General features: G+C 31.8%; 11 protein-coding genes. 1 reads left to right on the forward strand and 10 read right to left on the reverse strand.

Annotation, left to right across the window (positions count from 1 at the left end; translation table 11 throughout):
* Nucleotides 1–237: 237 nt before the first annotated feature.
* Both KQI38_RS08910 and KQI38_RS22305 read right to left on the reverse strand, forming a co-directional pair.
* Entirely contained in the window at nt 238–1,335 is a 1,098-nt protein-coding gene (locus KQI38_RS08910; RefSeq protein WP_216558361.1) for an ArsR/SmtB family transcription factor, read from the reverse strand.
* A 306-nt stretch (nt 1,336–1,641) separates the two neighbouring features.
* Nucleotides 1,642–1,767, reverse strand: coding sequence for a hypothetical protein (locus KQI38_RS22305; RefSeq protein ID WP_276515567.1), 126 nt, complete (start codon nt 1,765–1,767; stop codon nt 1,642–1,644).
* A gap of 1,033 nt (nt 1,768–2,800) precedes the next feature.
* Here KQI38_RS22305 and KQI38_RS08915 point away from each other — a divergent pair.
* Nucleotides 2,801–4,150 (forward strand): radical SAM/SPASM domain-containing protein, encoded by a 1,350-nt coding sequence (locus KQI38_RS08915; RefSeq protein ID WP_216558363.1) that lies wholly within the window; start codon nt 2,801–2,803, stop codon nt 4,148–4,150.
* 455 nt (nt 4,151–4,605) lie between these two features.
* On the opposite strand, the gene KQI38_RS08920 is transcribed toward KQI38_RS08915, so the two are convergent.
* From KQI38_RS08920 to KQI38_RS08955, 8 genes are all read right to left on the reverse strand, one after another.
* A complete protein-coding gene (locus KQI38_RS08920) occupies nt 4,606–5,193 on the reverse strand; it encodes a DUF3841 domain-containing protein (protein WP_216558366.1) in 588 nt (195 codons plus the stop codon).
* Between the two features lie 101 nt (nt 5,194–5,294).
* Nucleotides 5,295–7,592, reverse strand: coding sequence for an RNA polymerase recycling motor HelD (helD, locus tag KQI38_RS08925; protein ID WP_216558368.1), 2,298 nt, complete (start codon nt 7,590–7,592; stop codon nt 5,295–5,297).
* Between the two features lie 415 nt (nt 7,593–8,007).
* Entirely contained in the window at nt 8,008–8,751 is a 744-nt protein-coding gene (locus tag KQI38_RS08930; RefSeq protein WP_246565736.1) for an ABC transporter permease, read from the reverse strand.
* Nucleotides 8,738–9,469, reverse strand: a complete 732-nt coding sequence (locus KQI38_RS08935) for an ABC transporter ATP-binding protein (protein WP_216558370.1) — start codon at nt 9,467–9,469, stop codon at nt 8,738–8,740. Before KQI38_RS08935 ends, KQI38_RS08930 begins: the two co-directional genes overlap by 14 nt.
* A gap of 206 nt (nt 9,470–9,675) precedes the next feature.
* Nucleotides 9,676–10,332 carry a biosynthetic peptidoglycan transglycosylase gene (locus KQI38_RS08940; RefSeq protein ID WP_216558373.1) on the reverse strand — a complete coding sequence of 219 codons (657 nt, stop codon included), beginning with the start codon at nt 10,330–10,332 and terminating at the stop codon, nt 9,676–9,678.
* Nucleotides 10,333–10,570: 238 nt separating this feature from the next.
* On the reverse strand, nt 10,571–10,789 hold the full coding sequence (locus KQI38_RS08945) for an ATP-binding cassette domain-containing protein (RefSeq protein ID WP_216558377.1): 219 nt from the start codon (nt 10,787–10,789) through the stop codon (nt 10,571–10,573).
* Nucleotides 10,790–10,893: 104 nt separating this feature from the next.
* Nucleotides 10,894–11,769, reverse strand: a complete 876-nt coding sequence (locus KQI38_RS08950; protein WP_216558379.1) for a methionyl aminopeptidase — start codon at nt 11,767–11,769, stop codon at nt 10,894–10,896.
* A 23-nt stretch (nt 11,770–11,792) separates the two neighbouring features.
* A complete protein-coding gene (locus tag KQI38_RS08955) occupies nt 11,793–12,188 on the reverse strand; it encodes a helix-turn-helix transcriptional regulator (RefSeq protein ID WP_094899975.1) in 396 nt (131 codons plus the stop codon).
* Nucleotides 12,189–12,437: the final 249 nt, after the last annotated feature.

The following is a 12,437-nucleotide window of genomic DNA, read 5'->3' on the forward strand; positions in this document are numbered from 1 at the left end:
TGATGATTTCATAGACGAAGCTTTATCATATGCAAAGCGAAATTTAGAGCAATCCAAAGAAACTTAGAGCAATTCTATGAAGATATTGTACTATTTTTTCATATTTAGTTTACAGAGCCAATATTTTTAGAACAATATTTTTATTCTTCCCAATTTAAGTGTTTCGAAAAATACTTGTACAATTATAACCTTCCATTTTTCTCGAATGTTATGTTTAACAAAATGCATGAGCTTGAGCTACTCATGCAGATAGATTTTCATTGATTCATTAAATAATTCTCGAAGTTTATCCTTATTAAGATAATAATAGAACCTATGCTCACACCTTTCGAAGTCCACTATTCCTAATTCTTGTAAATTTGTCAAATGATATGAGGTTGTGGCAGCACTCATCCCTATCTCTTCGGCTATTTCATTTACATACCATGGTTTTTCAGCTAAAAGCTCAATTATGCTCATCCTTCGTTTATCTGAAATAGCCTTTAGGAAATTTAATATCCTTTCCCTTTCAGGTTCTTCTGTAATAAATCTCCATGTATCACTTCCAAATATAATACACTCTGTACCTTTCTTTGAAGACCAATAGTCGGAACCTCTGAACTTGGAAAAGCTAATATGAATAACAACTTTTGATCCAAAAACATTTATATCCTTTACAAAATATTTTCTACAAAATCTTTCAGGGTTTGATAAAAATTCTCTCTCATACTGTTCTATTGATGGAACTATTGCTTTATATATTTCCTCCTCAAAAGGCATATAGGCCTTTTCATAAAACTGCTTTAAAAGCATAATATATCTTTGCTTTGTTTCTCTAGCATTTTCAATACTTTCTATAAGCTTTTGGTTCATATCTTCATCGGATAATTCAAGCTTTTTAATGATATTCATCAATTCATTCGGATTGTTTTGAACACTGTTCCAATCATAGACTTCACGAATATTCTTATTATTATTTTCGAAAAATATACTCTCTATGGCATATGAAAGCATTGTATATTCATCACTTTTATCAATTATTTCAAAAATCTCTTCGATAGTATTGACCTCAGGATTATGATTCAGGTACGACATATAAATAGTTACTCCCATTGTAGTACTATAGATACACGCATATTTATGAAAAAAGTACTGAAGTTCCCATCTTATATAACTTGATAACCTTCCTTGCATATTTTCCACCATTTTTAATATACTTTGCATATTAGCCTTTTCCTTTTCATCAACATCCTTTAAAAATTCATCCTTAAAGGATACTGCAATAAGTGAATATAGTAGCTCCAAAGGTTTACTAAACATAAAATTAAATTCTTTACCGTTTATCTTATGTATCATTAGGCACCCTTCTTTCGAATTCATTCTAATATTTATATGTTTTTATATTTATCTAATGTTAGAATATTACTAATTTTAATTATTGTCAAGTTATAATTATAAACTTTTTCATAGCTTTTGATTTGTTTTTCTCTTTTATTAAATTTATTATATCTTATTTTGAAGAGACCTCTGAATCTGGATTATAAGTTGGCAACTCTATCATCTTCCAGAATTCATGGAAGAATAGTCTGGTGCACTAGGTTTTCTCACTATACTCAATTTATTTTCTGGTGAAAGTAAAGTCCTGGATCCATCTGATCGCTCTTAAGCCTCCAATATCTCTTCTGGTTGCTCTGATATTTCTGATGTTTCCTTTTCTATTGGCTTGGATGGAGTACATCCAACTAGTGAAATCATCATTGCTAAAAATAAACACAAAAATCTTTTCATCTTAGCTCTCCCCCTATACCGCTAGTTTTTATTGCTTTAAATATATTTTTAAGTAATATACTTATTTAATATATCACTAGACCATAGCATTCCCTTGAATCAATTTAAATCTGATAAAATAACCCCATGACTTTTAAGATTACCAAGTTCATCAATTGTAATCATAAAATCTGACCATTCATTGAGCGACCATTTATATTTTATACCTATACTCTTCCAAAGCTTTCTATAAATTTTAATGCAATAGGAGAAATGATTGCAGCTCATCTGGAGTAAGAGTACTCCGAGATTCAGGAAAGCACGTCCTTCTGCTTGATCCTGACGGAGAATACCACACCCTGACCCGGAATCTCGAGGGCTGTTATACCGATCTTATGGGCGGCGAGTACCTGATTAGTGCAATGCAGTCCAAAGTTTTCCCAAACATCAGGAGGCATCTGGTAAATTTGTAGAAAATTGTAGTAAATTGCAAAGAATTGTAAAAATTTGCAAAATTCATAAAATTTGTAAAATTTATCTTGACTTCTAATAAATGTTTTAATATAATTCATATATACACCATGGTATAATGCAAAAAAGGTAGAACGTCGTGTCATACTAGGGGGGTGAAAATATAATGAAAATGAAGCCGATTATTGAAGCTAGTTGGAATTTACAAAATGAGTCAAATCAGGAGAATTCACAGATGGGACCAATGGTAGGAATTGGTAATCAATGGTGCTGTGCTTGCTAAGCTTAGTAAGGTGGTTTAGCTTACTCTCTTACTGAATATTTGTTTCGAAAAAAGCTAAGCTACATAGCCCTTCTATCACAATAATCCAAAGTGTTCAGTGATAGAAGGGTTTTTATCACAGATAACATCCCGTCAAACATTTTGCTTATTATGGTTTGCGGCAATGTGATTTGTTGCGAAATTATGTGTGCACCATAAACTTGGCGGAGATGATGGGTATTTGGCTTATATATACTTTGGACATCCTCAGCAAGCGTGGGACTTCATTAACACAACAATCAGCTTTAGGGAGGGAAAGCAATGAGATTAATTAAACACATGATATTTGTAGACATACACGATAACAAAAAACTGTTGATAAACTCTTTAACAGGCACTATGGACGAAATTGATGCCCCTATTTACGAAACCTTGTCCAAGTGGCAGACTTGTGAAGAGATTGTAACGGAGAATGATTTGGAGGCTGAGTTATTAAGCAATCTCCAATCCAGAGGATATCTGGTAAATAACTACGAAGAGGAAATAGCCAAAAAGAATGAAATTTTAAAGGTATTGCGCAACGATCACATTCAAAGGCAAAAAGACCAAAGAACTATCGTCTTTGTTATGACTTATGACTGCAACTTCAGATGCCCTTATTGCTTTGAGGGTGATGCCTATCTTAAAAAAGAGGTCATAACTCTGGAACAAATTGATGCCGCCTTAAAGCTTGCGGGTGAGGGCGTGGAGTCAATATGTCTTTTTGGAGGAGAGCCGTTGCTTCCAAAAACCAGACCTGCTTTGGAACATCTTTTTAATAAGGCTCCCGATAAAACATATCAAATTTTCACCAATGGGTATTATCTGATAGAATCCCTTGATTTACTTTTGTCTATAAATATTTCTCAAGTTTTAATCACTTTAGATGGCAGTGAAGAGTCTCACAATAGCAGGAGGGTCTTAGCTAACGGAAAGCCTACGTTTAAAAAAATTATGGATGGTGTAGAAAAGTGTTTAGAAAGCGGGATAAATATCCGAATCAGAATGAACCTTGACAAAAGCAATTACGAGGAAGCAATTGATTTAAGAGAAAGACTGCTTGACAGATTTTCAGAATATAAGGACAATTTATCGTTTGAATTGGCCACACTGCTTGGAAATTCTTATGATGAACGAATTGATATAATGACTGAAATATATCATTCGGATATAAAGCACTCCTTCGAGGATAGGGAAAGAATAAACGATTTTATAACTAAAAAAAATTCAATACTGGATCACTTAGTATATGGCAGAGCCATAAATCCTTTGTACTCCTATTGCTATGCACACGTAGATGGCATGGCGTTTGACCCCTATGGCGATATTTATCCATGCTTGGGGTGTGTTGGCAAGGACCGCTTTTCTATAGGAAAGTATCATCCCTTAATTGAGTTCAAGGAAAACTCAATACGTAACCGTAATATAGAAAAAATTCCCGAATGCAGGGATTGTACATATTCTCTTCTTTGCGGAGGAGGCTGTCCTTTGGGGTTAGATGGAAAAGGTGATTTTTTCAGGCCTGTGTGCTATTCCGTCAAAACTCTTTTGCATAAAGAGCTCCCCTTATTTTATAAAGAAAGGGAAGAAGCTATGAAAAAAACCGAGGAAACAGTAAATAGTGCCTATTGATGGAACGGGAAATCGTCAGCCCCAAAACCATAGATGCACACGAAAACGCTGTAATCCGTTGATACAACTGGATTTACAGCGTTTTTTCTTATTCGATGAGCTTTATCGTTCATCTGATTTATTATACCCTTTAGAACGCCTTACCTTAGGTTCAGATACCAGTTACCTGACAGGCGACACCGCAGTTACAGTGGTAGCCACAGCAGCTGCAGTAGTATTAGGGAAAGCCATTAGCACAACCATTAACCCTATAACATTTTTATATAACAATATATTGTACCATTTTCTAAATTATAGATTGATGGCCAAACAGTATCAAATCTTTGTTTACGGTCATATTGTCACATAAATCCCACCTTTATGGTTGACTATTACTCTCTTGTATAAAAAATAGAATACAAGGATTATCAACTGTTCTCTCCAAGTGTCATGCGAAATAAAAAAGAAGCGAAATCTTATCTTGCCTTAAATATTTGTACTTTTTTTACTTTATCAAGTCTTAATTCCCAAAACGTACCTTGAATATATTCTCCTGAAGAGTAAATTTCATTATTAAGACATTCTTTTATATTAAATATTTTATCCCATGATTTTTCAATTAAATCTTGTCTTTCTTCTTTTGATAATGAATCCAACCATTCACATTCAGCATCCAATTCTTCTTCATTTGTACTATTTCCTATATACCAATTATTTAGAACATAATGCCATAACTCAAAGTCACTTAATAAAACTTTCTCATCTGGAATCTCTAATTCAATGCAAGCCATTTGTTCTCCCGATGGCCCATGAGCAGAGTGCCTTAAATCTGGTTTCTTATGTTGCCCTTCATAAATGTACCATCCCCATATAGGATATATATTAGATTTATAAGAGCTATCACCTATTTTATTTATCATTTTATCCCTAATCCAATTATATTGCTGTAAGAATGAATAATCTTCATCTTTTAAATAGAATGCTAACTTCGCATCACAGGTGACAATCTTATCTTCTTTTAGTTTCTCCCAAACATCAATTGATTGAAATGTCCATATCCTCATATTTAAAATCTCCTATTTTTTAATTTCTTCAATACTCCCAATTTCAGGTTACTTTTCCTATTTCTTATCTTAATTATATGCTATTGTCAATATCCAGACCTTTATAAAATATCAAAGTAGTCACCATCAATATCTAATAATATTGACGGTTTATCTTTATAATATATAAAAAGCTTATGCAAAGGTCTTGTTATTGAAACATATAACAATTTTATATGGAGTTCATCATCTATATAATTATCCTTTGAACAGTTAAATATTATAACAGCATCAAATTCTAGCCCTTTTGATAAATATATTGGAATTACTACTACTCCACCTCCATAGGAAGTATCTTTGTCAGTAATTAAATGTATATTATCATCCATAACATTCTTCAATGCTTGGTATACTTTTGTACTCTCCTCGGTAGTCTTACATATTACAGCAATTGACTTATGGCCTTCTCCTCTAACTTCATTTATCCTTAAAGCTATATCATTAATAATCTCATTATCATTATTCTTTTTTATAATTAAAGGCTTGTCTCCTGATCTTAATACAGGCTCCGCAAGAGTTATTTCTTCTTTTCTCCATTTTTTTATAACTTGATTAGCAAAGTTCATTATCTCCATTGTGGAACGATAACACTTTTTTAACCTTAGTAATTCCTTATCAGAACCTGTAAATACATTATCCATTAACTCTTTCCAATTTCCTATACCTTTATATGAATGTATTCCTTGTGAAATGTCACCCACTATTGTAAAAGAATCATTACTACTAAGCTGCCTTAATATATACATCTGAAGCTCACTATAGTCCTGTGCTTCATCCACTATTATATGATTATACTTTCCTTTTAAAGATAGTCCTTCAAGCTTTAAATGAAGATATAACAGCGCAGCTAAATCCTCTCTCTCCAGCATTTCATTATCAAATATTTTCTTAGAATAGTCACTTACAAATGTAATAGTTCCTTTATCGAGCTCTCCATTACTATATTTCTCCAATTTCTCACAATCTGATACTAGACCTTTATATAGTGTTAGGATATCAAGATCTTCCCATTGGTCAAAATATCGTTTTATGGCTTTATACATAGAATCCTCTAGATTTTTATTAATCATATCCCTCTTGTCATATACCCGTATAATCTTATCTCTAATAGTCTCTATATCTTCTACAGAATCCTTCAGCTCTTTTATTTTCTTGTCACATTTTCTGGTAACTTTCTCCTGAATAGTCTTAACTCTATCTGAAATATTTGATTCGATGTATTTTTGTATTCTCTTTGAACGTGGTACAATAGGAAGGTATTTATAATCTTCTTCATACATTTTTAGAACTTCATCATATGAATATATAATAAGGTCATTGATTTTAAGATCAATTTTGGGAACTAAACTCAAAGATAAATCAACAACATATTTATCTATTATATCTTTTAATATCATAGAGCCTTTAAAAAACGAACTTAACTGTAAATTTTTTCTGTACCCTGCTGATAGATTCTGATAGTCTAGCAGCTGATAAAACTTAGTTTCGATATCTGCCAACTTATACTCTGTATCCAATAAAGACATTACAAGATCTTCAAATGTAGATTGCTTTATTTCTTCAACTCCCAAATCTGGTAATACATCGGAAATATAGTTTAGAAAAAGATTGTTTGGTACTATAATAAGCAACTTTTCAGCATCGAATATCTCCTGATAGGTATACATAAGATATGCTATCCTATGTAAAACAATTGTAGTCTTTCCGCTTCCTGCTACTCCTTGGACTATCAGAACCTTTCCTTTATCCGCCCTTATGATGTCATTTTGTTCACTTTGTATGGTATTGACAATATCCTTAAGTCTATTATCCTTCTTTTCCCATAATGCTGTTTGAAGATATTCATCCATAGGAGTAAGTCCTTTATCAAAAATATTAATTAGTTCCTTTTTCTGTATTTCATATTGCCTTTTAAGCTCCAAATCTCCTATTATTAATCCTCCAGGTGCTTTATACATTACCTCTCCTATTTCACCACTATAGTATAAACTTGCCATAGGGGCTCTCCAGTCAATAATAAGCATTTTGTTATCATCTTTCTTGGTTAAACTTGTTTTTCCTACATAAAAGGTTTCGTATCCACTTTTCCCAAGTTCTTTGAAGTCAATCCTTCCAAAATACGGTTTATCTTCAGCTCTTCTCAGCTGATTAAGCTTTCTCTTATTTGCTTCATGAATTGTAGCTTTTACAATAACATCATCGCTATAATTACCACCTACAGCTCTCTTAAGTTTTAACAATTCTTCATCCATTTTTTCTACTTCATCTGCAAGATAATCTATCTCGCTGTCTATACATTTGCAAGTATTCTTTAAATATCTATCTTCCGCATTAAATGCTGGATGTTTTTGAGCCTGCATAAGACCTACACCTCCAATATAAAATTATAGATAAAAAAACGTTTAAGCGGTGAAATGACAGTACATTAATTCTATATAATATATAGAAAAAAATAAAGTCCATGATACTAATAAATACATGGCTCTATTATATGAGAAGAGTATTATATCATATAATCTCTATAATTCGTAATATTTCAAATTATTTCTTGCATCTTTGTCGTTTGTAGGCTATAATATAATGAAGAAAGAAAAAAGGTCATTTGCTCTAGAGAAATGACCTTTCTTCTATATTATGTAAACCAATCTAGGTTTTTAACTTTCACTTTTTGTTAATAACTTTATTCTTCGGAATTTCAATTAAAATATTTTTTAAATTATTTCCTTTTGCTTCTCTTATAATAGTAATATCAAGCATCATAAAATTCCTTATATATTATTCCCATTTGAAGAATCGAATAGCTACACCAGTACATATTACTGCAAAAGCAATCATGACAATAATAGGCATCGTTACGCTTTCTATCGTCAAACCAAGTGAAGCCGCTTTTATAAGTTTTATTCCTTGAGTTAGAGGTAAAATATCTGCAATTTTTTGAAGTGCTATTGGCATAACTTCATAAGGCAAAGTTGCTCCTGAAAAAATTAACATAGGAAAATATAATACACTTGCTATAATGCTTGCTATCTTTATATTCGGAGCAATACCACCTACCATCATACCTATGCTAAACATGGATATCATTACCAAAAAGTAAGAACCTAAAAATTGAGGCCATGAACCATTAAATCGAAAACCAAAGAAAATTGCTGCTGTAGCATAAACAAGTATAAGTGAAGCAATAGAGTAAAGTATATAAATTACCACTTGTACTGCTAGAATCATAGCAGGACTTATAGGCGTTACCTTAAATCTTTTTAAAATCTTCTTATGGCGATAGTCAGACACGACTAAGGGTAAACCCATCACGCCCCCTGCACATATTGCAATCGTAACAACAGCTCCAAAAGATTGTTCTAAAAATGTGTATCCCGCACCATCAAAAGCCGACTTATTTCCGTATATAATACCTAAAATAATTGTTACCACTATAGGCATACAAATTGCAAAAATAAACATATCCATTCCTCGTAGGGATAATTTCAACTCAGTTTTTAACATTGTTTTAAATATTTTCATTATTACATTCCTCCTCGTCTGTATACCATAGATAAGCTTCTTCAAATTTTTGAAATGGACTCTTTGAAATCGCCTCTTGTACAGTTCCATAAAAAATGCTGGTTCCCTTTTTAAGAATACAGATTTTATCACACAATGCTTCTATCTCGTCCATAAAATGAGAGGTTAAAAAGATAGTAAGCCCTCTTTTTTTCAAATCTGAAAGGCATTTCCATACCTCCCTTCTTGCTCTGGCATCTAATCCTGTTGTTAATTCATCTAAGAAAACAACGTCTGGATTAGGAATTAAAGCAAGTATAATAAATAAGCGTTGTTTTTGCCCTCCTGAAAGCTCATTTACTTGGCTTTTGGACTTATCAGAAAGTCCAAATTGTTTTAGCAATGCTACATAATCTGATGGATGCTTATAAAGAGCTTGTGTAACTTCACAAAGTTCTGCTACAGTTATTTTGTCTTGATAATTTGATTCTTGAAATTGGACTCCAACTCGTTCAAATAATTCCTTTCTCTCTGTTTGCGGATTCATTCCTAAAATTGAGATCGACCCGTTGCTAAACTTTTTCGTCCCTAAAACACATTCAATTGTAGTACTTTTCCCAGCTCCATTTGCACCAAGCAATCCAAATACTTCTCCCCGCTCAACTGATATGCTAAGGTTATTTACGGCCTGTGCATTTCCGTATGATTTGCACAAAGCATTGATTTTAATTGTTTCCATATTTATAAACCTCCTTTTTCTTAGTATATAAAAAGAATAACACCAGAAATAAGTCTGGTGTTAAACTGTAACCTTCATATTAATTTATTCTTGAATAACCTTTAATCAACTTAAAAATACAATTTGCATCAGTATTAACCAATAGGTTAAGTTATATGGATATACTTTTCCAATTTACAGTAAATTCTATTATTAATATCATTGTTTTAGATAGCATTTTGATAAGATAAAAATTTATAAACAGCTATTGGTTTATAGACATTTGGATTATAATTATTTGGACTTTTTAATGTATATACCAAAGCATATGCCTGCTCAGTTGATAGTTCAATAGGCTCTACTCCGTAATAATAATTAGCAGCTTCTTTAATCCCATAGCATCCCTCACCAAAATAGACAATATTACAGTATAATTCCAGTATCTCATCTTTTGTTAACATCTTTTCAAGGTCAATTGCTACAAAAGTCTCTGCAATCTTGCGTTCGTACTTTTTTTCAAAAGAAAAATATAAATTTTTTGCAAGTTGTTGAGTTATTGTGCTTCCTCCTTGCACTAAGGAGTGAGCCTTTATATTATTATACATAGCTCTCCCTATTGCGAGAAGATCAATACCGAAGTGACGATAAAATCGCTTATCTTCCGACTTTAAAACAAGCTGTAAATACTCATCTGAGATTTTATCAAGTTTTATATAATTTTCATCATCCCTAACTTGATTAATTGCATTTTCAAGACTTATATCATTTATAACAGATTGATACATTTTATATCCAGTAATAATAGTCGGAGCTGTAAATATACCTAGTACAAAAATACCAATAAGAAAAATACATGTAATGAAAGTAATTATCTTCTTTTTCATTTTTATTTGCTCCTTTCGCATTCTATCAATTAATTATAGTATATCAACCATAGATTTGCCATACATTTACCTTACAATCTCCTAACAATTTTGTAAGAATAAGAAAGTGATAAATTCTTAACCTTTTTAAAGACATCTTCACCATAGAATAATATACTTCTCGCCTCCCCCCTGGATATATATATTATTCTTTGAGAGTATCCCAAATATTGCATTCTTCATTATTAAAATATATATTTTACTGTAAATATCTTACTTTCACATTTGCACCTATTTTGATTTCTCCCTTATCCGCAGAAGTTTCATATAATATTATTTTAATCAAAGTTGCTTTTCCCGTTCCATTTATTCCTACTATTTCTATTTTTTCTTCTTTTAAAGCTTGAAATATTATATCTTTTAACACTTGATTTGCTCCATAATACTTTTTAATACCATTTAATAATATTTCTATCATTTTCATTCTCCACTAAAAAATAAACCTAGGTAAGTAATAACCTACCTAGGCTCATTGCTTTATCAATGTAATTTAATTAATAAATTCTTATTTTTGCAACTAAATTAATATGCCAATACCTCATAGCCATCGTCTGTCACTAGTACCATCACTTCCCATTGTGCCGATGGCTTGCCATCTACTGTATAAGCAGTCCAACCATTCTCCCTATCCAAAAATATTTCGTCTGTACCCATATTGATCATAGGCTCTATTGTAAATATCATGCCCGGTACCATTAACATTTCAGTATTTTTCTTTGAAACATAACTTATCCAAGGATCTTCATGAAAACCTATACCGATTCCATGTCCGCCAAAGTCTTTCACAACAGAGTATCCATTTTTAATAGCATGTTCATGAACTATTTGACCCATATCCCCGAGAAAACTCCAAGGTCTTACTTGCTTTAGTCCTAAATCCATGCATTCCCATGCTACATGAACCAGTTTTTTCTTTTTTTCATCCACATTACCAATACAGAACATTCTTGATGAATCTGAAAAGTATCCTTTATAAATCGTTGAAACATCTACATTGATAATATCCCCATTACACAATACTACATTTTTTGATGGTATTCCATGACAAACTTGTTCATTAATAGAAGTACATACGCTTTTTGTAAATCCCTGATATCCAAGTTGCGCAGGAATTCCTCCTAATTCTTTGGTTTTTTGATAGACAAGTTTATCAATATCATCAGTGGTTATACCTTCTTCAATATATTTTTCTATGGCATCTAAAACTGCTATATTGATTTTACCACTTTCACGTATTCCTGAAATTTGATCCTGTGTCTTAATCATTTTCCTCGAAGGTACTAAATGACCTTGCAGTTTATACAATTCAATCTTATTATCAAATTCATCATGACAATTCTTATATTTTTTATGACTCCCGCACCAACATAAATCATTTCTTCCTATTCTCTTAAACATTTTATCCTCCTTCCATTACTAATTCAATCTTTTAAAGTACCAAGAAATTCTTCTTCTGGCATTAAAAATACATTCGGCTTCATATATATTTGAATAGCAGTTAATCGCTTCCTATATCGAGAAGGAGTACATCCAAAAGCGTCAACAAAAGCTCTTGTAAAGGCTTCTTGAGAAGAAAAACCATATTTTAATGCTATGTCTAAAAACCTAGACTCCGTATCTCTAATTTCTATTGCAGCAAGACTCAATTTTCGTTTAGATACATATTGCTTAAATGTAATTCCAACATTTTCATGAAATTTTGCTGAACAATAAAATGGAGAGTACCCAACATAATTGGACATTTCAACCAGAGTTGGATTTTCTGTTATATTATCTTCAATCCAATCAACCATAATTTCTATCGTTTTTAAAGACAATTATTATCCCTCCTTCCCTCATAGTATTACTATATCATCCATTACTAATAAAAACTTGATATGACTTGCAATACTAATAAGATTAATATGATATTAATGTTCTTGGAATAAAAAAACACCTGATGCTAAATTGCACTAGTCAAGTAAAAGTAGACACAATAAAAAAACTATTCAAAGCCTCGTTCGATACGATACTGAACTGGGCTTTGATAATTTAAAGCATATGCAGGTCTTATATTATTATAGTAA

The organism is Tissierella carlieri (assembly GCF_018917285.1).
GTDB classification, from domain to species: Bacteria; Bacillota; Clostridia; order Tissierellales; family Tissierellaceae; genus Tissierella; species Tissierella carlieri.

Excerpts from the sequence above, each read along its gene's own strand:
- KQI38_RS08930 (WP_246565736.1), bottom strand. The coding sequence starts at position 8,751 with ATGAAAATATTTAAAACAATGTTAAAAACTGAGTTGAAATTATCCCTA.
- KQI38_RS08915 (WP_216558363.1), top strand. The coding sequence starts at position 2,801 with ATGAGATTAATTAAACACATGATATTTGTAGACATACACGATAACAAA.
- helD (WP_216558368.1), bottom strand. The coding sequence starts at position 7,592 with ATGCAGGCTCAAAAACATCCAGCATTTAATGCGGAAGATAGATATTTA.
- KQI38_RS08910 (WP_216558361.1), bottom strand. The coding sequence starts at position 1,335 with ATGATACATAAGATAAACGGTAAAGAATTTAATTTTATGTTTAGTAAA.
- KQI38_RS08940 (WP_216558373.1), bottom strand. The coding sequence starts at position 10,332 with ATGAAAAAGAAGATAATTACTTTCATTACATGTATTTTTCTTATTGGT.
- KQI38_RS08950 (WP_216558379.1), bottom strand. The coding sequence starts at position 11,769 with ATGTTTAAGAGAATAGGAAGAAATGATTTATGTTGGTGCGGGAGTCAT.
- KQI38_RS08920 (WP_216558366.1), bottom strand. The coding sequence starts at position 5,193 with ATGAGGATATGGACATTTCAATCAATTGATGTTTGGGAGAAACTAAAA.
- KQI38_RS08935 (WP_216558370.1), bottom strand. The coding sequence starts at position 9,469 with ATGGAAACAATTAAAATCAATGCTTTGTGCAAATCATACGGAAATGCA.
- KQI38_RS08945 (WP_216558377.1), bottom strand. The coding sequence starts at position 10,789 with ATGATAGAAATATTATTAAATGGTATTAAAAAGTATTATGGAGCAAAT.
- KQI38_RS22305 (WP_276515567.1), bottom strand. The coding sequence starts at position 1,767 with ATGAAAAGATTTTTGTGTTTATTTTTAGCAATGATGATTTCACTAGTT.